Source organism: Flavobacterium sp. LHD-85, assembly GCF_030929595.1.
In the GTDB taxonomy this organism is placed as follows: Bacteria; Bacteroidota; Bacteroidia; order Flavobacteriales; family Flavobacteriaceae; genus Flavobacterium.
Map to the genome: position 1 here is coordinate 126,025 of NZ_JAVFVR010000005.1, position 23,610 is coordinate 149,634.

The window sequence follows — 23,610 nt, forward strand, 5'->3', positions numbered from 1 at the left end:
AGTAATAAAGATGATTAAAAATGTAATAGAATATTTTGTCGAAACTGTAAAGAAATGTGGTGATAAAATTGCGGTAGTCGAAGGAGAAAAAAAAATAACTTTTTCAGACCTAGATAAAAAAGGACAGATTTTAGGGCATCAAATAGTAAATTTGGTAAACGATGTAAATAAACCAATTGCAGTATTTCTTCCGAAAACTATTGATAGTGTTATTTCTGATATGGCAATTACATTTAGTGGAAATATCTATATGAATTTAGATATTAAAACTCCAATGGAAAGAATAAACAATATTATTTCATTGATAGAACCACAACTTATTATTACAAATTCTACATATGTTAAAAATTTAGAAAATCTTGGACTTTCTCAAAAAATAGTAAATATAGATGCAATCGATTTTGATGCAAATATTAATGATAGTAATTTTTTATTAAATAGGCTTTCAACCTTAATAGATACTGATCCATATTGCATAATTAATACATCTGGATCTACAGGTACTCCAAAAGGAGTAGTTCTTAATCATAAAAGTTTCGTTGATTTTACAGAATGGTCTATTGATACTTTTAAATTTACAAATGATGAAATAATAGGATCTTTATCGCCACTTGTTTTTGATATCTATAGTTATGAATTATGTATGCTAATGTCAAAAGGTAGTACAATAGTATTGATACCTGATAGTTTAGCAGCTTTTCCAATCAAAATTTTAGAAATTTTAGAAAAAGAGAAAACGACATTTCTTTTTTGGGTTCCTACAATTATGGTCAATATTGCTAACATGTCGCTTTTAGAAAATATTAAACTACCATCTTTAAAGACTGTATGGTTTGCTGGCGAAGTATTCCCAACAAAACAGTTTAATTATTGGAAAAACAATTTGAAGAACTGTTTGTTTGCCAATTTATATGGTCCTATAGAAATTACATTAGATTGTACTTATTTTATTGTTGATCGTGATGTTCCGGATAATGAACCTTTGCCAATTGGTTTTGCGTGCAGGAATACAGATGTTTTGATTCTTGATGAGGATAGGTTGGTTACAAAAGGAGAAGAAGGAGAATTATGTGTTAGAGGTACATCACTTGCAATGGGATACTATAATAATCCTGAAAAAACAGCATTAGCTTTTGTTCAAAATCCTCTTAATAAATCCTATCCAGAAATTATTTACAGAACTGGAGATATCGTTTCTGTAAACGAAAGAGATGAAATTATTTTTAAAGGACGTAAAGATAGCCTTATTAAGCATTTAGGGTATAGAATAGAATTAGGAGAAATTGAGCATGTTATTGTTAACACTTTGAAAATAGCTAAGAACGGTTGTGTTGTATATAATGTAAATAAAAAGGAAATTACTCTTTTTTATGAAGCAGATAAAGAAATTTCGGTAGTAGAATTTAGAAAATTACTTTCAAATGAAATTCCTAAATATATGATTCCTACAGTATATATATTTATGGAAGAGTTGCCTAGAAATACTAATGGAAAAATTGATCGTCTTTTATTAAAAAATAAGATTAATGAGTAATGAAAAGGATAGATAATTTTAATGAAATTAATAATGCTTTGATTAAAATTAAAAATTACAAGAAAAAGCTTATAACTAATTTCTATCCAAATCGAGAAAAAAATGATATATGGATATCTAAAGGTAATTTCTATATAATAGATAAAGGAGAAGTTGTCTATTTTATTAATAAAAAAGCCAGGCATTGTACTTTGTTCTTTATAGCTTCTTCAAATGAAGAATTAAGCAAATCGCTTCCTAATCTTATTGTAGAATTTCAAGATGAAATTTTGATTTTAGATATTGTTCAACGTGAAGAAACTTCAGAATTATTGGATATTTTCTATAATCATTCATTCTATTATTACACCTCACTTGTTAGAATGAATAGACTAAGTGGTGGGAAGGATTTTTTATTAGATCAACCTGAGGGAATTAAAGAAGCGTCAAGTAGTCATTTAGTTTCAATTCAAAATTTGTTTAATACTTTTTTTGATGAAAAAGCAGAACAATTGCCGGAGAGGGATGAATTGATAAGATGGATTGAAAATAAAAATATCTTGGTATATGAGGAAAATAATGCTTTAGGAGGTTTCTTAATATATGAAATTATTGGAAATACTTTGTATTTAAGATATTGGTTTGTTCATCCTGATTTCAGAGAAAAAAAAATTGGCTCTAAACTTTTCAATTTTTTTGAAAGTAAAGGAAAAGATACAAATAGGCATATTTTTTGGGTGATTAAGAGTAACGAAAATGCAATAAAGAGATACAAACATTATGGGTTTGTTGAAGAAAAAATGTATAATTTTATACTAAGTAATAAAATGATTAGCTATGAATAATAAAATAATTTCAATACTAAATGATATAAGACCAGAGTTTGATTTTAATGAACCTGTAGATAATTTTATTGAAGCAGGAATGTTAGATTCATTTGATTTGGTAACTTTGGTAACAAGTTTAGATGAAACTTTTGATATATCAATAGATGGAGTAGATATATTGCCAGAAAATTTTTCAAATATTGATAGTATTTCAAGTCTATTAAGTAAATACATCAAGTAATGAATCTGTACTTCAAAGACAAAGAAATTACAGGAATGTTAGTGGTAATGCCTTCAAAAGAAATTCATTTTGAAGAAGAGATGGAAAATTATAATTTTTCTACAGCAAAATCATTAAAATTAAAAGCTGCACTTGGGTTAAATAAAAGAAGAATTGCACCAGAAGGAATCTGTTCATCTGATTTAGCTATTAAAGGCTTGGATTATCTTTTTTCTACAGAAAAATTGAAAAAGGAAGATATTGATGCATTGATTTTTGTCACACAGTCACCAGATTATATAATGCCTCCAACAAGTAATGTTGTTCAGGGACATTTTAACTTAAAACAGGATATGATTTGTTTAGATATAAATCAAGGATGTGCTGGTTTTATTATTGGGCTGAATCAAGCGTTTATGCTATTAGAACAACCTTCAATTTCCAAAGTAGTTTTAGTAAATGCGGATGTGTTAAGTGCAAAAGTTTCAAAAAGAGACCGAAACAGTAATCCGCTAATAGGTGATGCTGCTTCTATTACAATAGTAGAAAAATCGTCTCAAAAAACTGAAATTTTTGGAACAATAAAAATGGATGGATCTGGAGCATTTGCTTTGCAAATTCCAGCTGGAGGAGCAAAACTTCCAATTTCGAGTGAAACTTCAGTATTATATGAAGACGCTAGTGGTAATTTTAGAAGCAAAGAAAATCTTGTAATGAAAGGTGATGATGTTTTTAATTTTGTGCAAGCTGAGGTCCCACCTATGATAGAGTCTTTATTGCAAATTGCAAAAACAGACAAGAATGCTGTTGATTACTATTTATTTCATCAGCCAAATAAATTTATGCTTAATAAAGTTGCTGATAAAATTGGGGTCGCTAGAGAGAAAATGCCTGCTAATGTGGTGGAAAATTTTGGTAATTCTAGCGGTGTAACAGTTCCAGTAGTAACATGTTTTAATATATCGGAACAGATTAAAGGAAATAGATTGAAAGTTTGTTTTTCTGGATTCGGTGTAGGCTTAACTTGGGCCTCTCTTTTAATGGATGTAGGACCCTTATCTTTTTGTGAAATAATAGAATATTAAAAAAAAACAGAATGGAAGATTTTTTAGAAAAAATGGCTGAATTGTTAGAAGAAGATACTGTACAGTTGACTGATACAATTGTAGATTTTGATGCATGGGATTCGTTAACGAGCTTGTCAATAATTGCTTATTCAGGGGAAGAATTTCAAAAAACTATCACAGCTGCTGAAATTGTTGAGGCTAAAACTATTGGTGGCTTATACGAATTACTAACTAATAATTAAATTAATAGTGTATAATCCAATCTCATTAGTAGGTAAAAAGTATGTTGTTACAGGAGCTTCATCGGGAATTGGTAAAGCAACAAGTATATTATTATCTAAGTTAGGGGCAACTTTAATTTTGATAGATTTGAATGAAAAAGGCCTATTGGAAACGGCTGAAATTTGTGAGAGTACTACAAAAATCCTAGCTCTTGATTTGTTGGATTCAAATGAGTTAAAAGCAAAAATTCTTAATGCGGTATCAGAAGTAGGTAAAGTTAATGGTTTTGTACATTTGGCAGGTAGACCCTATTTGTCTCCGTTAAAATCACTTAATGACAAAGTACTATTTGATGTTTTAAAACTTAATTCAATTGCTGGTTTAGAATTAGCTAAAATTTGTAGCAATAAGTCAGTTTTTAGTGGGGAATCAGGATCATTCGTTTTTATCTCATCTGTATATGGCTGTGTTGGATCTGCTGCTAATGTTGGATATGCAATGTCAAAATCGGCGTTACACGGAATAACTAAATCCCTTGCGATTGAGCTAGCTCCTAAAGGAATTCGAGTAAATTGTGTAGCACCAGGATTTGTGAAAACAAATATGTTAGATTCAATTAGTGGTTCTTTTAATTCTGAATATGATGAATTAATTAATAAACTTCATCCTTTAGGCCTTGGAAACGCAGAGGATGTGGCAGATGCTATTGCTTTTTTAGTGTCAGACATGGCTAAATGGATTACAGGCTCGATAATAAATGTAGATGGCGGATTTACCGCTCAATAGAAATATGGAAAAAAAACAATTTGTTCTAATAACAGGTGCAACGTCTGGAATTGGTAAAGAGATTGCAATTAAACTTTCTGATGATTATAATGTAGTTTTGCATGGTAGAAATTTAGAAAAATTAAATGAAGTAGAAAGTTTATGTGCAAAAAAAAACTCTATCCTTACGTGGTTATGTAATTTGGAAGAAATTGAAGAAGTTGAAGATTCATTAAAACTTTTTTTGCTAAATAATTCTATTGAGGTTGCGAAGTTTGTACATTGTGCAGGAGTAATGAAAATGGCTCCATTAAAAATGTCAAATTTAAACATTTTGAAAAGCACCTTTAATGTTAACATATTTGCGGCAAGTCTTATCTCTACAATACTTATAAATAAGAAATTGAATAATAGCTCTTTAAATAGTGCTGTTTTTATATCAAGTAATATTAGCAATCATGGTGCTAAAGCAATGGGAGCTTATGGAGCTTCAAAATCAGCATTAGATGGTTTAATGAGGTCATTAGCTGTTGAATTAGCGCCAAAAGTACGTGTTAATTCTGTGCTCCCAGGTGCCGTAGAAACTGAGATGACAAAAGATATTTTAGGAAATGAAGAATTAAAACAAAGAATGTTATCTGTTTATCCATTAGGAATTGGTTCAACGAATGATATTTTTCAAGCAGTTTCATTTCTACTTTCAGACAATGCTAGATGGATTACAGGACAACAATTAACGGTTGATGGGGGAAGAACAATAAATATATCGGGTTAAATTAAAATGAAGGTACTGATTAAAATGATTAAGAATCATCCTATTGATTCTAATTGTTTTGTAATTTATAGTGGTTTAAATTCAAATTGTATTATTGTTGACCCAGGGACAGAAGACTGTGAAGAATTGTTGTCTTTTTTACATGAGAATAATTTAATTCCCCAAAATATAATATTAACTCACGAACATTTCGATCACATTTGGGGAGTTAATAAATTATTGGAGATATTTGATTGTACAATCATCAGTACAAAAAAATGTTTAGACAATATAATTAATAAAAAGAAAAACCTATCTATCTTTTATGATCAGGTAGGATTCGAGATTCTTAGAACAAATAAGATTATCCAAGTTTCTAATAATGATCTAAATCTCGGAAACTTTGAGATGAAGTTTAAAGAGACACCAGGGCATTCAGAAGGCTCTGTTTCTTTTTGGATCAATAAAAATCTTTTTGTGGGAGATGTTTTTATTAAAGGCGTTAAAACGGTTACAAAATTACCTGGAGGGAGTAAAAAGCAATTAGTTGAAACAATTTCAGAGCTTAGTGAATTGTTTCGTGATGATAATATGATGGTATATCCAGGTCATGGAGAAGTAATGGCTTTTAATGAAATTGATTTTAGTAAAGTTATATGAAAAAAATTGTAATTATTGGTACAGGGGCGGTTGCCGCTGAATTAAGTTCTTATATAGTAGATAATAATAAAAATGTTGATTCTCAATCTCAGATTGATTTGCTAGGATATATTGATTATGAGTATAATATTGAAAAATATTGGAAAAAATATAATCTTCAAAAACCTGTTCTTGCAGATATTGATACTTACAATTTTGAGAATGGAATTGAAGTTTTGATAGGAATATCAGATATTAAGTTTAGAAATGAAATTATCTCGAAATTAAAAACAAAGGGAGTTGTTTTTTTTCAGTTTATACATCATTCAGTAATTATACCCAATAATATTGAATTAGGAGAAGGAAATATTATTTATCCTTTTTGCATTATTGGACCTAATACAAAAATTGGAGATTTTAATATGATTACTTCATATAGCTTCATTAGTCATGATTGTGTAATTGGTAATAGTAATTTTTTCTCTACGGCTGGAATTGCTGGACGAGTTACAATTGGAGACAATAATTTTTTTGGAATCAGATCTACAGTAATACCACATATTACGATAGGAAACGAAAACACGATACAGGCCGGTATGATGGTAGATAAATCGATTAAAGATGAAACTACAGTTTTTTACAGATATAAAGAAAGTGTAATAGCGATTCCAAAATAGAAATGAAGCAGGATAATAAACCTCTGGTAAGTATCATTTGTACATCATTTAATCACCAAAAGTATATTAAAGAATGTTTGGATGGATTTATAATACAACAAACTAATTTTTTATTTGAGATAATTGTGCATGATGATGCCTCAACAGATGCTACTCAGCAAATCTTGCGGGAATATGAATCTATCTATCCCTCTTTATTTAATAATATTTATCAAACGGAAAATCAATTCTCTAATAAGGAAATTAATATTTGGTATGATATTATGCTTCCCAAAGCAAGAGGAAAATATATAGCAATATGTGAAGGGGATGATTATTGGTCAGACCCTATGAAATTGCAGAAACAAGTAAACTTTTTAGAAGCAAATAGTGATTATGTATTTTGTACTCATAGGTATAGAGTATATTTAGAGAATATACATGAATTTCAGAATGAAGTTTTACCAATAAATTATAGTACTTATAAAGAACGACAAGGAGGTGTTGAAATAGATGAAAAAATATTTTCAAAAGATTGGTTCACACAACCACTAACTGCTCTTGTTATCAAAGAAGACTTGAATAAAGTCTTATCTAAATACTCGAATTTCAAATATTTTAGAGATTATCACATCTTTTATCTTTTATTACAACGAGGTAAAGGAGCTTGTTTGAAAATTTGCTCAGGAGTTTATAGAGTAAATGATGGCGGGATTGCGAGTAGTAAGACGTTTTATGAAAAAATTAAAATAGCTTTTTTAATTTATGAGGAAATGTATTTATACACTAGAGATTCTAGTATTTTGTTTAATTACTGGAAGTTTTCTTTTGTACTTATTAGAAAAATTGAAGGTCTCAAAATTTTATCAAAATCTTTTTTTTATAACTTCTCATTAAATGATAAACTTATTTTAAGCAAGTATTTTTTTGTTGCATTTTTTGATTCATTTTTTGGAAAAATTAAAAGGATTGCAAGTTTTTAAATATGTCTATTTTAGTAATTTTAAGTATATATAGAAACTATAAAAGTTACTACTAGTATAAAATTAGCTTAGTTTTTATATTGAAAAGTCTTATAGATTAGACAGCTTCAATTTTAAAATCAATTAAAGCATTAAGCATAACTTAAATTTTTTTTATGACAATTAAAAAACCTAAAGTTTCCATTATAATTCCATGTTACAATAATGGTAGATTCATCGAGGAAACTTTAAATAGTGTTTTTTTGCAAACTTTTTCATCATGGGAATGTATTATAATTAATGATGGGTCTGTTGATAATAGTGAAGAAGTTATCCTTAAAAAGATTTGTAAAGATGATCGTTTCAAATATATTTATCAAAACAATGCAGGTGTTTGCGTAGCTAGAAATATTGCGATTGAAGCTTCTCAAGGAGAATATGTTTTATGTTTAGATGGAGATGATTTAATTTCTAAGAATTTTCTTGAAGAAACAGTAAAATTATTAGATTCAAAACCTAATTTAACAATTGCAACATCTGTGGTTAAATTTTTTGGGAGAAGTAGTGGGGTTTTAAATGTTGTTTCGTATGACATGGCTGTTTTGTTAGCTGAAAATCAACTAGTTGTTACTTCTTTGTTTCGTAGGTTAGATTTTGATAGAGTTGGAGGGTTTAATATAAACATGAAGGATGGTTTTGAAGATTGGGACTTTTGGATTTCAATTCTTAAGCAAAATGGCTCAGTTGAATGTACTACTAAAGCAACTTTTTATTATCGTTTATTAAATATTTCTAGAAATAATCAGATTTCGCAAGAAAGAGAAAAGAAATTGAGGTTTCAGATGTGGAAAAATCATAAAGAGCTTTTCTTGGAATATTTCGTAGATCCAACATCTTACTTTGAATACAAGCGATATGCTGATTCAATGGAATATAAAATTGGTCGTTTACTTTTAAATCCTATAAGAAAGGCTAGATTTTGGTTCGTTTTTTTGAAAGAAAAAGCATTTTTTAAGTAAATCTTTCTTTAAAAGAGTAAAAAAGTTATCTGGCATGGATGTGAATGAAATATATTTAGTTTTAGTTCTTTACAAAACGAGTCTTGAAGATTCTAAAACGATAAATTCTTTAGAAAATATTCTAGAAGAGAGGGTTAATTTACTCGTTTTTGATAATAGCCCAGAAAGGCAATATGAAAGTGAAAAATTTAATTATAAAAAATTTAATATTGAATACTATCATGATCTAACAAATCCAGGTTTAAGCACGGCATATAATCACGCCCTTGATATAGCTTATAAAAGTAGATATTCGTGGTTGTTGCTATTAGATCAGGACACTACTTTTACAAAAATGTTTTTTGACGATATTAAGGAATTACGAGTAGAAAAACTTCCAAGTTCAGTGGTTGCTATAATACCAAGAGTTGTATCGCAGAGTGAAAGTAAAAGTATATCGCCTGTAAAAATCTACCCAGGTGGAGTTTGTCGACCTTTAAATCCTTTAGTAGGTGAGATTAGTGCTCCCATAAGTGGTATAAATTCAGGAACGATGTTAAGAGTCTCGTATATGAACTCTATAAATGGTTTTTCCAAAGAATATTCTTTAGATATGTTAGATCACTGGTATTTTAGAAGAATATTTCAAGATCGAAAAAGTATTTATATTCTTGAGAGTAATATTTTACAAGATTTGTCAGTTTTTGGGAATTTTGAGGAAAATGTTTCATTTGTTAGATATCAACAAATGTTAAAATCAGAATTACTTTTTATTAAAGAAGAAGGTTTTATTAGTCAAATGATTTTTAAATTTAGATTAATAAGTAGAATTATAAAACAGCTCAAGTATAAAAATAAAGAATACTATAAATTTACAATATCTCAACTTTAGATTAATATTTCCTTAGTGATTTTGTAAGAAACGAGTTGTATTGTTGTTGCTTTTGAGTTTTCATGTAAAGAGTTATGAATATTAGTATTAATTTGTTAAAACAAATTTTTTTTATTTTAATCGTTGGAGTGCTTTTGTGTTATAGATACTTAAGCATAGGTGTTGATAGTATACAAGTTTTATATTTTTCAGTTTATTATTGCTTTGCTACTTTCGCAGTGATTCTATCGGGTTGGAGATTTAAAAGTCTAATTAATCCAATATCTATTTTTGTACCTTTTCTATATCTTCTTTCATATAGTTTTTTGCAATTGTCCGTAGATCAAGTAAATTATTCTTCAATGACTTTTTTAATAATTAATTGTTCAATTGTAATTTATCTATTATTTGCTTCATTAAATTATCCTTACAAACCTGTTAAAATTTTTGCTTTAGACGAAAAGTTAAAAAGGAAATTACTATATTTTATTAGTTTAATGGCTTTTTTAACATTTATAATAGAATGCATTGTTTTTGGATATATACCAATTTTAAATATAACTAGTGTAGATGTTTATGGTGAGACGAATGAAAAGTTAGTGCCATTTCTTCATTATTTTATTATTTTAAATTCATTACTTCCTACTTGGGCTTATGTTTTCTTTAAAGAAAAAATTATTTCAAAGAAAGAGTTTAGGCTTGTTTTAGCACTTTCAATATTTATTTTGTTAAATTATCTTAGTAAGCAATTGTATTTATTATTTGGAATGTCACTTTTTGTGTCCTATACTTATTATAATGATATTAATATAAAAAAAATACTAAAAGCTTTGGGGGTAATGTTTTTAGTTTTTGGTTTAGTTGGTTTTTTAAGGTTTGATTCTGATTTGAGCATGTCTGTTAGTGAATTTTACAGAGCGATTTCAGGAATCGAAAATGAGAAAGTCTCCCTATTTGAAGCAGTTTTTGTAGAATATAGCTCAAAAAGATTTTCTATTTTAGATGATATGGTTAATTACAGTGACCGTATTGCTTTTTTAGGTTACGGAATGTATACATTTAGACCATTTACTTCTTTTTTTTTATTGGAAAAAACAGGCTTTATAATTCGAATACCAGAATTAAATTCCGAACAAAGAGTAGGTACTTTTTTGATTGATCCTTATTTAGATTTTGGACTTGTTGGAGTATTTATTTTAAATGGTTTGTATGGATATCTTGCTGTTCGATATTATAATCAATTTAGAAAAAGATATCCGGAAGCAATTGTCAAATTTACTATTATTGTTTTTTGTATTTTAATGGGAATGTTTGTAAATTATTTTAATTCGATGCTTATTTGGTTAGGCTTAATAATAAATAAAATATTAGTGGGAGGTTTAAAATCAAAAAAAATGTATTTATGATTTCAGTTTGCATAGCAACTTACAACGGAGAAAAATATATTGTCGAGCAATTAGAGTCCATTTTACCACAATTAGATGCAAAAGATGAAATTATAATTTCAGATGACCATTCTAAAGACAATACTTTAGAAGTTATAGGTAATTTAAAAGACAATAGGATAAAAATTTTCTTGAATGAAAAAGAAAATGGATACTCCAAAAATTTTGAAAATGCAATAAACAAATCTTCTGGAGATATTATTTTTATTAGTGATCAAGATGATGTTTGGATGTGCAACAAAGTACAAATTATGATTAAAGCGTTGTCGAAGTCTTCTTTGGCAATACATAACGCATCAATAGTCGATGGAGATTTAAATTTAATTCATGATTCTCATTTTGATTTATATAGTGTAAAGAGTGGTTTCTTTGTTAATTTTCTTAAAACTAGGTATATTGGTGCTTGTATGGCTTTTAAAAGAGAAGTTTTAGAAAAATATTTACCAGTTCCAGAAAATCAAAAACTTTGCGCATACGATTATTGGCTGAGTTTAATTGCAGAATATTATTACAAAGTAGAACTTGTTTATGAGCCTTTAATAAAATACAGAAGACATGGAAATAATGCTTCTACAGGAGGAAAAAAGAGTTCAAACTCTTTTATAAAAAAAATCAATATGAGAATTTATTGTTTATTTCATTTGTTTAATCGTTAATGAATAGTTTATTTAAAAGATATTCGTTTTTTCAATTGATAACCATCAGCCTTAATGTAATTAGGACTAAGTTTTTATTTAAAAAAGCTAGAATAATAAGGTTTCCTTTTGATGTAAGAGGGAAAAAATATATTTCAGTCGGAAAAGGCTTTACGACAGGGGTGGGGTGTAGATTAGAAGCATATCCCATTGATGCAAATAATGTTCTTCTTATCGGAGAAAATGTTCAGATAAATGATTATGTCCATATTACTGCAATGGAAAAAGTTTCTATTGGTAATAATGTTTTATTGGCAAGTAAAATTTATATTTCAGATTGTAGCCATGGAAGTTATTCGGGTGATAGTAACGATAGCAATCCAAAAATAAATCCATCTGATAGACCTCTTTTTTCATCTCCTGTGATAATTAAAGATAATGTTTGGATTGGTGAGTCAGTTTCTATATTACCAGGAGTTACCATAGGAGAAGGAACAATTATTGGTGCAAATTCAGTAGTCACTAAAAGTTTACCCGATTTCGTAATAGCTGTTGGAATTCCAGCAAAAACAATAAAAAAATTTAATTTTCAATCTCAGAGATGGGAAAAATATCTATAGTATGTCATGAAAAAAATTTTAATTACAGGTGGAGCAGGTTTTATAGGCAGTAATTTGGCTCTTAAACTTATAGAAAAAGGGTATGAAATTACGGTTTTAGATAATCTTTCAAAACAAATACATGGACACAATCCTGAAGTTACTTCTCCATTATTTAATAGTATAAAAGATAAAGTTACTTTTATCGAAGGTACTGTTACTTCAAAAGAAGATTGGATAAAAGCCTTGGAAAATCAAAATGTCATAGTGCATTTTGCGGCAGAAACAGGTACTGGTCAATCTATGTATTGTATAGAAAAATATACTGAAGTTAATATCCAAGGAACTGCTATAATGCTTGATATCTTAGCAAATAATGAAAATTCAGTCGAAAAAATTGTTATTGCTTCTTCGCGGTCTATTTATGGAGAAGGAAAATATAAGCATCCTCAATTAGGAATTGTTTATCCTTCTCATAGAAAAGAAGAAGATATGCTGGCTGGAAATTTTGAGTTAACATATAAAGACAATCAACTACTTGATTTATTGGCTACCGATGAAGAATCGAAAATTCATCCTTCTTCTGTTTATGGTATTACAAAGCAAAATCAAGAGCAAATGATTATGACTGTTTGCCCTACATTAGGTATAGCCCCAGTGGCATTTAGATATCAGAATGTATATGGTCCAGGACAATCACTATCTAATCCATATACTGGAATTTTATCTATATTTTCTACTCAGATTAGAAATAATAATCCTATTCAAATTTTTGAAGATGGAAAAGAAACAAGAGATTTTGTTTTTATTGATGATGTAGTAGATGCAACAATTTTAGGAATTGAAAAAGAAGAAGCAAATGGACATGTTTTTAATGTAGGTACAGGTGTTGCAACAGATGTGCTTGAAGTAGCTAACTCATTGATTAAAGCTTACGATATTAATGTTCCTGTAGCTATAACTGGAAGATTTAGGTTGGGAGACATCCGTCATAATTATGCAGATTTAACTAAAATTAAAAGTATTTTAGGATTTGAGCCAAAAGTCTATTTTAAAGAAGGTATTGATAGATTTTCTTCATGGGTGCTTCAACAAGAAATTCAAGAGGATAAATTAAGTAAATCATTAGAAGAAATGAAGAATAAAGGTCTTTTAAAATGATAATAGAAGAAGTTATTAAAAATAAAAAGATATTATTCTTTTCTGTTCAAACTTTTAATCTTGAAAAAGAGATTGTAAAAAAATTAGAGGAATTAGGTGCAAATGTTGATTATTATGATGAAAGACCTTCAAATAATAATTTTACCAAAGGAATTATTAGGTTAAAAAGAAGTTTACTTCAAGTAACAATTAATAAGTATTATTCTAAAATTTTAAGAGATACTACCAATAAACAATATGACTTTCTATTTGTAAATAAAGGTGAAGTTGTTCCTGAATTTTTTTTAAAAGAATTTAAAAAAAAACATAATAGCTGTCAATGTATTTTCTATACATGGGATTCTTTTCTGAATAATAAAAATGCGCTAACTATTTTAAACTATTTTGATAAAAAGTTTTCTTTTGATTCTAGTGATGCTGTTAAATATGGTTTAGAATTTAGACCGCTTTTTTATTTAGATTTTTACAAAAATATTGGTTCAATTTCAAATTCTGATATTTCGAACGATTTACTTTTTTTAGGAACAGCCCACTCCGATAGATATAAGATAAGTAATTCTGTTGCAAATTGGTGTACAGAAAATAAACTAAAATCATTCTGTTATTATTATATGCAAGGAAAATTAGTTTATTTCTATAAAAAAATGTTTGATAAAACATTTAAAGAGTTTGATTATAAAAAACTGAGTTTTAGTAGTTTGACTCCTGTCGATCTTTCTGAATATTATAAAAAATCAAAAGTTGTTTTAGATATAAATCATCCAGGACAGAAAGGTCTTACTATGCGAACATTTGAAGCCATTGGAGCTAAAAGAAAAATAATCACTACAAATGCTGAAGTTCAAAAATACACATTTTACAATTCTAACAATATTTTAATCATAGATAGGGAAAATAGTCAGCTTGAAAAAGATTTCTTTGAGTCAGATTATATTGATGTCGACGTGGATCTATATGAGCGAATGTCATTAAAGGGATGGTTGACTTGTTTATTTGTGAGCAATGAGCCAAATGTTTGGATAAAAGGAATAAATTAAAAAATAATGGAATACATAATATTAGGAATTATTTTAATGAGTATTATGTTGCTTTATTTCAAAGTAGCAGATCGTTTCAATATAATTGATAAGCCTAATCAAAGAAGTTCTCATACAGAAATAACTTTAAGGGGTGGAGGAATTATTTTTTGGTTTTCTGCGTTGCTTTATTTTGTCCAGCATATTGAGAATAATTATTTTTTCTTTGCTGGTATAACTTTAGTTAGCTTAGTAAGTTTTTGGGACGATATTCAGAGTTTATCAAATAAAATTAGAATTGGGATTCATTTTCTTTCGATCACTTTGGTTTTTTATGATTTAAATTTATTCCATTTAATGCCTATTTGCGGAGTTGCAGTGTCTTACATTTTGGCCATCGGACTAATAAATGCTTATAATTTCATGGACGGAATTAATGGTATTACAGGACTATATACTTTAGTTGTAATGGGATCATTATTGTATGTCAATACAAAAATTCAGCTTTTTACTGATGCAATGTTTATAAAATATGCAGTGCTTGCGAGTTTAGTATTTCTCTTTTTTAATTACAGGAAAAGAGCAAAATGTTTTGCAGGTGATGTAGGAAGTATCGCCATAGCTTTTTGGGTAATTTATTTGGTTGTAAAACTAATTCTTGTAACTGAATCGCTAATTTGGCTATTGTTTTTAGCTGTATATGGTGTCGACGCTGTTTGCACCATCCTGCATAGAATTTATCTGAAGCAAAATATTTTTGAAGCACATAGATTGCACTTGTATCAGATATTAAGTAATGAATATAAAATACAGCATAGATTAGTATCTCTTCTTTACGCTTTAGCTCAGACAGGAATTTCTTTAGTAGTGATTTTTCTTTATCAAAAAGTTCAAGATTCACTTGTATTCTTAATTGTAATTTTGCCCTTATTGTTACTTTACTCTTCAAAATTTTATTTGTTAAACAAAAGTAATTTACGATTAAATCATGGAGCCTAAAATAATTAAGGGGGGAAAATTTTCTGATCATCGAGGAAATATATCATATGTAAACGATTTTAGTTTTGCCGATATCGAAAGGTTTTATATTATAAGTAATTCGAAGGAAAATCCAATCCGAGCTTGGCAGGGGCATAAATTAGATACTAAAAATTTTTATTGTCTTTCGGGTTCTTTCAATATTCACTTTATAAAAATTGATAATTGGGAGAATCCTTCAAAAGATTTAATTATTGAGACTGTTTTCGTTTCTGAATCTGAAAGCAAAATTGTTCATATACCTGCGGGCTATGCAAATGCAATAGAATCTCTGGAAGAAAATTCAAAACTAATATCCTTTTCTACATTGCCATTAGCAAATGTAAGTGGTGACGATGTTCGTTATCCATTAGATTATTGGCTTTTCAAATAATGAAAGACGAGAGAATTTATTTATCGTTATCTCAAGAAAGCGGGTTTGAGGAAGGATATATTCAGAAAGCTCTAAAGTCAAATTGGATTACTTCAGGAGGGCCAAATGTAGATGAATTTGAAAATGAACTTCAGAAGTATTTTGAAAACGAAAATTTTGTTGTCGCATCAAATTCCGGCACATCTGCTATACATTTAGCATTAATTTTGTTAGGTGTAAAAGCTGGTGATGAGGTTATTTGTCAAAGCATGACTTTTTCAGCTTCGGCAAATCCAATTTTATATCAGAATGCGTGTCCAATATTTGTAGATAGCGAAGTTGATACTTGGAATATTTGTCCAGAATATCTAGAAATTGCTATAAAAGACCGAATAAAAAAAGGAAAAAAACCAAAAGCAATTATAGCGGTTCATTTGTATGGGATGCCTTATAAAATTGATCAAATTCATGCGATTGCGGATAAATACGAAATACCAATTATCGAGGATAGTGCAGAAGCTCTAGGAAGTAATTATAAAGGGAAAAAATGCGGAAGTTTTGGTGCTTTTGGTGTGCTTTCCTTTAACGGAAATAAAATCATAACAACATCTAGTGGAGGAGCACTAATTTCAAATTCTAAAGAAACAAAAGATAAAGCCATTTTTTATGCGACTCAATCAAAAGATTTGGCGGTACATTATCAACATAGTAAAATAGGTTATAATTATAGAATGAGTAATATTTGTGCAGGAATTGGTCTTGGACAAATGAAAATCTTAGAAAAGAATATTGGTTTTAGACAAGCTAATCATTCATTTTATAGAGATATTTTTAAAGAGTTAGAAAATGTAAAGCTCTTTGATAATGTAAACGATGAATTTTTCTCTAATTATTGGTTAAATGCAATATTGCTTGAAACAGTAGAAGAAAGGGAAAGTTTAAGACTTGCTTTTGAAGAAGCTAACATAGAGAGTCGTCCATTATGGAAACCAATGCATTTGCAACCAATTTTTGAAAAATATCCATTTTATGGCAATAGGATTTCTGAACAGTTATTTGAAAAAGGATTATGTTTGCCATCAGGATCAAATTTAACTGATAAAGATAAAAGCAGAATAAAAGAAGTTGTTATTAATTTCTTTAAATCAATATAAAATTTAAAAATGAAAATTGAAGAAACATTTATAAAAGACTTAGTAGTTGTAGAACCAACAGTATTTGGAGACGAAAGAGGCTACTTTTTTGAATCTTATAGTAAAACTAAATTTGAAGATTTAGGAATTAATATTGAATTTGTTCAAGATAATCAATCATTCTCAAAAAAAGGAACTTTAAGAGGGTTGCATTACCAAAATCCTCCATTCGCACAGACAAAATTAGTTCGCGTTTTAGAAGGGGAAATTATTGATGTTGCGGTAGATTTAAGAAAAGATTCTCCTACTTATGGAAAAGCATTTAGTGTTTTATTATCAGCAGAGAATAAAAAACAATTATTAGTACCTCAAGGATTTGCTCACGGATTTTCTGTTATTAGTGAAAAGGCTTCGGTTATGTATAAATGTGATCAATTTTATAACAAAGCTTCTGAAGGAGGAATCAAATATGACGATCCATCTTTGAACATTGACTGGGGAATGAATCTCGAGGAGGCTATTGTTTCAGAAAAAGATCAAATTCTTCCTTTTATTGAAAATTGTAACAGCTTATTTTAATGAAGAAAATTTTAGTAACCGGTGCAACAGGACAATTAGGATCTGAACTTTCAGTTTTAGCGTCTTCTTATCCTCAATATGAGTGGGTATTTGCAGATCGAACTCAAATTGCATTAGATAACTTAGAAATGCTTCAATCTCAATTAGAAATAATTCGTCCTGATATTATATTTAATTGCGGCGCTTATACTGCTGTTGATAAAGCTGAATCAGAAAAAGATTTAGCTTTTAAAGTAAATCATTTGGCGGTAAAGTTAATAGCAAAATATGCTAAAGAAAATAATGCGAAATTAATTCATATTTCGACAGATTATGTTTTTGATGGGGATTCGTCTATCGCTTTAAATGAAGATGCTGAAACTAATCCTATAAATGTTTATGGAGAAAGTAAATTGGCAGGTGAAATTGCTTGTTTGAAAGAAAATCCAGAATCGGTTATAATTAGAACTTCATGGGTTTATAGCAAATTTGGAAATAATTTTGTAAAAACCATGCAGCGACTAATGCAGGAAAGAGATGAAATCAATGTGGTAAATGATCAGATAGGCTCACCAACTTATGCTCCTGATTTGGCACAAGCAATGATTGACATTGTCGAATTTCCAAAATGGATTTCTGGAATTTATAATTATTCAAATGAAGGAGAAATTAGTTGGTATGAATTTGCATTAAGTATTAAAGAACTTGGAGGTTATAATTGCAAAGTAGGAGGAATTCCATCGATATCTTACCCAACTCCAGCAAAAAGGCCAAGTTACTCCTTATTAAATAAGGAAAAAATAAAAGCAGTCTATAATCTGAATATTCCGGATTATAAGAAAAGTTTAAAAAAAATGTTTGTTTAAAATCGACGATAGAATTTTAGAGATTTGAAAAATCAGATATCTAAAATCTAAAATCTAAAATTAGGATTTATGAAAGGAATTATATTAGCTGGAGGTTCTGGCACGAGATTGCACCCATTGACATTAGCAGTAAGTAAGCAGCTAATGCCGGTTTATGACAAACCTATGATTTATTACCCGTTATCAACATTAATGATGGCAGGGATTAATGAGATTTTGATTATATCTACTCCTCACGATTTACCTCATTTCAAGAAACTTTTAGGAGATGGGAGTGCAATTGGTTGTAAGTTTAGTTACGCTGAACAACCAAATCCGAATGGATTAGCTCAAGCTTTTGTAATTGGAGCTGAGTTTATAGGTAATGACAAAGTTGCTTTAGTTTTAGGAGATAATATTTTTTTTGGAACCAATATGCAACAACTTTTAAAAGAGAATGCTGATCCAGAAGGAGGAGTTGTTTTTGCTTACCATGTTTCAGATCCTGAAAGATATGGAGTAGTTGAATTTGATGAAAATAAAAATGCTGTTTCTATTGAAGAGAAGCCGTTGGAGCCAAAATCTAATTACGCAGTTCCAGGACTTTATTTCTATGATAATTCTGTTGTTGAAATTGCCAAAAATATTAAGCCTAGTGCTCGTGGTGAATATGAAATTACAGACGTAAATAAAGTGTATCTCGAAAAAGGAAAATTAAAAGTAGGTATCTTAAGTAGAGGGACAGCTTGGTTAGACACAGGAACTTTTAACAGTTTGATGCAAGCTGGGCAGTTTGTACAAGTTCTTGAAGAAAGGCAAGGTCTAAAAGTGGGATGTATTGAAGAAATAGCTTGGAGACAAGGATTTATTAATGATGCTCAACTTGAAGATTTAGCTCAACCATTACTTAAATCAGGTTATGGAACCTATCTGTTAGACTTTTTAAAGCAAAAGAAAAAAGGTGTTAAAATTTAATTTGCACCACCAAGTAATTGTTTAAAACCTTTAATTTGTATTTTTGTATAAAGTTCAAAATTTACTGACTTAAAAAATGCTAAATTGAATACAGAAAAACCAAATAATATAACTTCCTTGTTATATAAAACCTTTTCCCCAAGAAATCTAAGGGCAAATATCAATAATTTGAGCTACCTGCCTAGGTGGATTATTATTGCTATTGACGTAATGGTTCTGTTTTTTTCATTTTCCTTTACTTATTTGCTTTTTGATGGAACCGCAATAGGTTATATTATAACATCACACGATTTTTATTTTGTAGCAGGATTATTAACGGTTAATATATTTTTCTTTTGGCTCTTTAGAACCTATTCTGGAATTATTAGACACTCATCATATATTGATGCTATAAAACTGCTTTTTTCTCAAATGTCAGTTTTAGTTTTCTTTCTGTTTATAAATTTAATATTTGAACTATATACAGGACATAAAGCGTTTTTGAATACGGCTCTTTTTATAAATTTAGTTTTATCTTTTTGCGGGCTATTTTTATATCGTGTTATTGTAAAACAAACATTTGAGATGTACTTTTCAGAAAAAGCGACAACCAAGCTTGTACGAACAGTTATTTATGGTACAGATGCAAATGCTATATCGGTGGCAAACGCCTTAAAATTTGAAACGCCATCACGATTTAAAATTGTTGGTTTTGTCGATAAAAATAATCAGAATGCGTCTAAGCGTATGTTGGATCTTCCTATTTTAATTTTAAGAAAGAAACTTCCAGCTTTAATGCGTTCTGTTGCTGCAGAAGGGGTAATTATTGCTGATAAAAGTTTGACAAAAGACGAACAACTTATAATTGTTGATCAATGCTTAGAGTTTAATTATAGAGTATACACCGTTCCATTGATTTCTGATTGGGAAAATCAGAAAGAAATTTCTCAAAAAGTAAAAAATATCCAAATTGAAGACTTATTAGAAAGAAAGCCTATAGTTCTAGATAGTAAGTCAATTTCTAAACAATTAAAAGACAAAACTATTTTAATTACTGGTGCGGCTGGATCAATTGGTAGCGAAATTGTAAGACAGGTTTTGAATTTTAATCCAAAAAATGTAATTGTTTTAGATCATGCAGAAACGCCATTGCACAATTTATGCTTAGAAACTCAGGCAATGAATTTCAATACGAAAATTGTTGCAGTAATTGCTGATGTAAGAAGCAAGAAAGCACTTGAGAAAGTCTTTAAAAATTATAATCCTCATGTTGTTTTCCATGCGGCGGCATATAAACACGTGCCTTTGATGGAAGAGAATCCTTCTCAGGCAATTCAAACGAATATAAAAGGAACAAAAAACCTTGCCGATCTAGCGTGCAAATATCATGTGAAGAAATTCGTAATGGTTTCGACAGATAAGGCTGTAAACCCAAGTAATGTAATGGGAGCCAGTAAACGCATTGCAGAAAAATATGTGCAGTCTTTATTCTTAAAAAATCAAAGGCAAAACGTTGAAGGCGGGACAAAATTTATTACAACACGTTTTGGAAATGTTCTAGGATCAAATGGTTCTGTTGTGCCATTGTTTACTAAACAAATTGCAGAAGGAGGTCCAGTAACTATTACACATCAAGATATTATACGTTACTTTATGACAATTCCAGAAGCTTGTCAACTTGTATTAGAAGCTGGAGCTATGGGTAATGGTGGCGAGATCTATATTTTTGATATGGGTAAACCCGTTAGAATTATTGATTTAGCAAGAAAAATGATTAAGTTGGCTGGTTTCATTCCAGATAAGGAAATTAAAATTAAAATTGTTGGGTTAAGGCCTGGAGAAAAACTTTATGAAGAATTATTAAATGATACTTCTAAGACTCTTCCAACATATCACAATAAGATTATGATTGCTCAAGAAATTCAAGACGAGTATGAAAATCTTCATAATGAGGTTGATGAATTAATTGGTATCGCAGATTTTTATGAAAACGATGATATTGTTGCTAAGATGAAAAAAATTGTCCCAGAATTTAAGAGTATGAATTCGACTTTCGAAATTTTAGATAAATAATTAGAGATAAAAATATAAATCAAATATAATCAAAAGGTGTTTTTTTAAACGCCTTTTGGCATTTTTAAACAAATTTTAAAATGTTAAAAATCTTGTTAAAATTACAAAAAAACAAGGTTTTTATGTTCTTTCCAATGGATTCTAAAAATATAAACGATTGGCTGTTTGAAATAACGCCAAAAAATAAATTATTTACGCTTAATTTCAAGGAAATTTGGCAGTATCGAGATTTATTAATGCTTTTTGTAAAAAGAGATATAATTACAGTGTACAAACAGACGGTTTTAGGACCGCTTTGGTATCTTATTCAGCCTTTATTTACTTCTATAACCTTTACTATTATATTTAATAATGTTGCTGGAATCAAGACAGGCTCCATTCCTCCATTTTTATTTAATCTTGCAGGAATTATGGTTTGGAATTATTTTACTGCTTGTTTAAATGGAACTTCGGATACTTTTAAATCCAATGCAGGAATATTTGGAAAAGTATATTTTCCGCGAATTATTACTCCGCTCTCGATAGTAATTTCCAATTTGATTAAGTTTGGAATCCAGTTTGGGATATTTGTTTTCTTTTATATTTTCTTTTATGTGAAAGGAGCAAATTTAAGCTTAAATAGCTCGATTGTGTTCTTTCCAATATTAATTGCGTTTATGGGAATTTTAGGATTAGGATTAGGAATGGTAATCTCTTCTATGGTTACAAAGTATCGTGATCTAAATAATTTAGTTGGTTTTGGAGTTCAATTACTAATGTATATATCTGCAGTAATGTATCCAATGGAACTAATAAAACAAAAATTACCTAATTTAGGATGGGTTGTTGAATACAATCCATTGGCTTATGTCATAGAAACTTCTCGTTATATGCTTTTAAATGTGGGTGATGTTTCTGTCTTAGGTCTAACCTATGCTACAATAGTAACTATAGTAATTTTCTTTATTGGATTGTTGGTTTTTAATCGAACAGAAAAAAGTTTCATAGATACGGTATAAATTATTTATGAAAAAGATTTTATAAAAATGAAAGACATCATATTAAAGGTTGAAAATATTTCTAAGCAGTATCGTCTAGGTCAGGTTGGAACGGGGACTTTGAGTCATGATTTAAACAGATGGTGGCATAAAATTCGTGGAAAGGAAAATCCATATTTAAAAATTGGAGATACCAACGATCGGTCTACAAAAGGTACTTCTGATTATGTTTGGGCTTTACAAGATATTGGTTTTGAAGTCGAAAGAGGAGAAGTTTTAGGAATTATTGGAAAGAATGGAGCAGGAAAATCTACACTTCTGAAAATTCTTTCAAAAGTTACAGCTCCTACGACGGGAAGTATTAAATCTCGAGGACGTATAGCTTCTTTATTAGAAGTTGGAACGGGGTTTAATGGAGAAATGACGGGTCGCGAGAATATATTTTTAAATGGGGCCATTTTAGGAATGACTAAGAAGGAAATCACTTCAAAACTTGACGAAATTATTGAGTTTTCTGGTTGTGAACGTTACATTGACACTCCTGTAAAGAGATATAGCTCTGGAATGACAGTTCGTTTAGCATTTGCAGTTGCGGCCTTTTTGGAACCTGAAATTTTAGTAGTTGATGAAGTTTTAGCAGTGGGTGATGCTGAGTTTCAGAAGAAGGCAATTGGAAAAATGCAAGATATCTCTAAAGGGGAAGGAAGAACTGTTTTGTTTGTTAGCCATAATATGGCAGCAGTGAAAAGTTTGTGTACGAGAGGGATAGTTTTAGAACATGGCAAAGTAATTTTTGAGGGTCATGTTGAAGAAGCTGTTAACAAATATTTTAGTGATCAAGAACAATTTGCAAATAAGAAATGGGATCTGGAATCATGTCCTAAAACTAATTTTTTACGCTTATTAGCTGCAAGGATCCTAAATGAAAATAATGAAGTGGCATTAAATCACTCAATATCAAATTCAATAGCAGTAGAATTTACGTACGAAATTTTAGAAGAAGGAAATGTTTTTACACATGGATTTAATTTATTTAATAATGAGAACGTTCATATTTTAAGTTCTCATGATAAAGATTCTTTAACACTAGAGAAAGAATTACCAAAAGGCATTTATTCAAAAAAAATAATAATCCCAGGAAATTTATTAGCAGAAGGAACTTATTCATGTAGTTTTGCGATCATGAAATATAATCCATTTGTTGTGGAATTTCACGAAATGGATATAGTAGGATTTAATATAGTGGATGAATTTGGTAGTAATACAGCAAGAGGAAATTATAATGGTAATTTCCCAGGAGTTATTAGGCCAATTTTAAAATGGAAATAAA

General features: G+C 29.3%; 26 protein-coding genes. All 26 read left to right on the top strand.

Going from position 1 to position 23,610, the window contains the following annotated elements; all coding sequences use genetic code 11:
• Positions 1-10: 10 nt before the first annotated feature.
• Positions 11-1,534, top strand: coding sequence for an amino acid adenylation domain-containing protein (locus RB618_RS10435; protein ID WP_308068671.1), 1,524 nt, complete (start codon positions 11-13; stop codon positions 1,532-1,534).
• Positions 1,534-2,358, top strand: coding sequence for a GNAT family N-acetyltransferase (locus RB618_RS10440; RefSeq protein WP_308068672.1), 825 nt, complete (start codon positions 1,534-1,536; stop codon positions 2,356-2,358). The genes RB618_RS10435 and RB618_RS10440 overlap by 1 nt, the downstream gene beginning before the upstream one ends.
• Entirely contained in the window at positions 2,351-2,581 is a 231-nt protein-coding gene (locus RB618_RS10445) for a phosphopantetheine-binding protein (protein WP_308068673.1), read from the top strand. Before RB618_RS10440 ends, RB618_RS10445 begins: the two co-directional genes overlap by 8 nt.
• Positions 2,581-3,645 carry a ketoacyl-ACP synthase III gene (locus RB618_RS10450; protein ID WP_308068674.1) on the top strand — a complete coding sequence of 355 codons (1,065 nt, stop codon included), beginning with the start codon at positions 2,581-2,583 and terminating at the stop codon, positions 3,643-3,645. Before RB618_RS10445 ends, RB618_RS10450 begins: the two co-directional genes overlap by 1 nt.
• A gap of 11 nt (positions 3,646-3,656) precedes the next feature.
• Positions 3,657-3,869: a phosphopantetheine-binding protein gene (locus RB618_RS10455; protein ID WP_281633904.1), complete on the top strand. Its 213-nt coding sequence runs from the start codon at positions 3,657-3,659 to the stop codon at positions 3,867-3,869.
• A gap of 7 nt (positions 3,870-3,876) precedes the next feature.
• Complete coding sequence (locus tag RB618_RS10460) at positions 3,877-4,635, top strand: SDR family oxidoreductase (protein WP_308068675.1); 759 nt, start codon at positions 3,877-3,879, stop codon at positions 4,633-4,635.
• Between the two features lie 4 nt (positions 4,636-4,639).
• Positions 4,640-5,389 (top strand): SDR family oxidoreductase, encoded by a 750-nt coding sequence (locus tag RB618_RS10465; RefSeq protein WP_308068676.1) that lies wholly within the window; start codon positions 4,640-4,642, stop codon positions 5,387-5,389.
• Between the two features lie 6 nt (positions 5,390-5,395).
• Positions 5,396-6,028: an MBL fold metallo-hydrolase gene (locus RB618_RS10470; RefSeq protein WP_308068677.1), complete on the top strand. Its 633-nt coding sequence runs from the start codon at positions 5,396-5,398 to the stop codon at positions 6,026-6,028.
• A complete protein-coding gene (locus tag RB618_RS10475) occupies positions 6,025-6,684 on the top strand; it encodes an acetyltransferase (RefSeq protein WP_308068678.1) in 660 nt (219 codons plus the stop codon). The genes RB618_RS10470 and RB618_RS10475 overlap by 4 nt, the downstream gene beginning before the upstream one ends.
• 2 nt (positions 6,685-6,686) lie before the next feature.
• On the top strand, positions 6,687-7,646 hold the full coding sequence (locus RB618_RS10480; RefSeq protein WP_308068679.1) for a glycosyltransferase family 2 protein: 960 nt from the start codon (positions 6,687-6,689) through the stop codon (positions 7,644-7,646).
• Positions 7,647-7,801: 155 nt separating this feature from the next.
• Positions 7,802-8,644, top strand: a complete 843-nt coding sequence (locus RB618_RS10485; RefSeq protein ID WP_308068680.1) for a glycosyltransferase family A protein — start codon at positions 7,802-7,804, stop codon at positions 8,642-8,644.
• A gap of 34 nt (positions 8,645-8,678) precedes the next feature.
• Positions 8,679-9,515 carry a glycosyltransferase gene (locus RB618_RS10490; RefSeq protein ID WP_308068681.1) on the top strand — a complete coding sequence of 279 codons (837 nt, stop codon included), beginning with the start codon at positions 8,679-8,681 and terminating at the stop codon, positions 9,513-9,515.
• Between the two features lie 74 nt (positions 9,516-9,589).
• Positions 9,590-10,900: an O-antigen polymerase gene (locus RB618_RS10495; RefSeq protein ID WP_308068682.1), complete on the top strand. Its 1,311-nt coding sequence runs from the start codon at positions 9,590-9,592 to the stop codon at positions 10,898-10,900.
• A complete protein-coding gene (locus RB618_RS10500; protein ID WP_308068683.1) occupies positions 10,897-11,595 on the top strand; it encodes a glycosyltransferase in 699 nt (232 codons plus the stop codon). The genes RB618_RS10495 and RB618_RS10500 overlap by 4 nt, the downstream gene beginning before the upstream one ends.
• Positions 11,595-12,194 carry a DapH/DapD/GlmU-related protein gene (locus tag RB618_RS10505; protein ID WP_308068684.1) on the top strand — a complete coding sequence of 200 codons (600 nt, stop codon included), beginning with the start codon at positions 11,595-11,597 and terminating at the stop codon, positions 12,192-12,194. Before RB618_RS10500 ends, RB618_RS10505 begins: the two co-directional genes overlap by 1 nt.
• 6 nt (positions 12,195-12,200) lie before the next feature.
• Positions 12,201-13,334 carry an NAD-dependent epimerase/dehydratase family protein gene (locus RB618_RS10510; RefSeq protein WP_308068685.1) on the top strand — a complete coding sequence of 378 codons (1,134 nt, stop codon included), beginning with the start codon at positions 12,201-12,203 and terminating at the stop codon, positions 13,332-13,334.
• Positions 13,331-14,371, top strand: coding sequence for a hypothetical protein (locus RB618_RS10515; protein ID WP_308068686.1), 1,041 nt, complete (start codon positions 13,331-13,333; stop codon positions 14,369-14,371). The genes RB618_RS10510 and RB618_RS10515 overlap by 4 nt, the downstream gene beginning before the upstream one ends.
• A gap of 6 nt (positions 14,372-14,377) precedes the next feature.
• On the top strand, positions 14,378-15,349 hold the full coding sequence (locus tag RB618_RS10520; RefSeq protein ID WP_308068687.1) for a glycosyltransferase family 4 protein: 972 nt from the start codon (positions 14,378-14,380) through the stop codon (positions 15,347-15,349).
• Complete coding sequence (locus tag RB618_RS10525; protein ID WP_308068688.1) at positions 15,339-15,761, top strand: WxcM-like domain-containing protein; 423 nt, start codon at positions 15,339-15,341, stop codon at positions 15,759-15,761. Before RB618_RS10520 ends, RB618_RS10525 begins: the two co-directional genes overlap by 11 nt.
• Complete coding sequence (locus RB618_RS10530) at positions 15,761-16,894, top strand: aminotransferase class I/II-fold pyridoxal phosphate-dependent enzyme (RefSeq protein WP_308068689.1); 1,134 nt, start codon at positions 15,761-15,763, stop codon at positions 16,892-16,894. Before RB618_RS10525 ends, RB618_RS10530 begins: the two co-directional genes overlap by 1 nt.
• Positions 16,895-16,903: 9 nt before the next feature.
• Complete coding sequence (rfbC, locus tag RB618_RS10535) at positions 16,904-17,452, top strand: dTDP-4-dehydrorhamnose 3,5-epimerase (RefSeq protein ID WP_308068690.1); 549 nt, start codon at positions 16,904-16,906, stop codon at positions 17,450-17,452.
• Positions 17,452-18,297: a dTDP-4-dehydrorhamnose reductase gene (gene rfbD, locus RB618_RS10540; RefSeq protein WP_308068691.1), complete on the top strand. Its 846-nt coding sequence runs from the start codon at positions 17,452-17,454 to the stop codon at positions 18,295-18,297. The genes rfbC and rfbD overlap by 1 nt, the downstream gene beginning before the upstream one ends.
• Positions 18,298-18,366: 69 nt before the next feature.
• Positions 18,367-19,251: a glucose-1-phosphate thymidylyltransferase RfbA gene (gene rfbA, locus RB618_RS10545; RefSeq protein ID WP_308068692.1), complete on the top strand. Its 885-nt coding sequence runs from the start codon at positions 18,367-18,369 to the stop codon at positions 19,249-19,251.
• 84 nt (positions 19,252-19,335) lie between these two features.
• The gene (locus tag RB618_RS10550; RefSeq protein ID WP_308068693.1) at positions 19,336-21,303 is read left to right on the top strand and encodes a nucleoside-diphosphate sugar epimerase/dehydratase; all 1,968 of its coding nucleotides are present in this window, start codon (positions 19,336-19,338) and stop codon (positions 21,301-21,303) included.
• A 122-nt stretch (positions 21,304-21,425) separates the two neighbouring features.
• Complete coding sequence (locus tag RB618_RS10555; protein ID WP_374121114.1) at positions 21,426-22,301, top strand: ABC transporter permease; 876 nt, start codon at positions 21,426-21,428, stop codon at positions 22,299-22,301.
• A 27-nt stretch (positions 22,302-22,328) separates the two neighbouring features.
• Positions 22,329-23,609: an ABC transporter ATP-binding protein gene (locus RB618_RS10560; RefSeq protein ID WP_308068694.1), complete on the top strand. Its 1,281-nt coding sequence runs from the start codon at positions 22,329-22,331 to the stop codon at positions 23,607-23,609.
• Position 23,610: the final 1 nt, after the last annotated feature.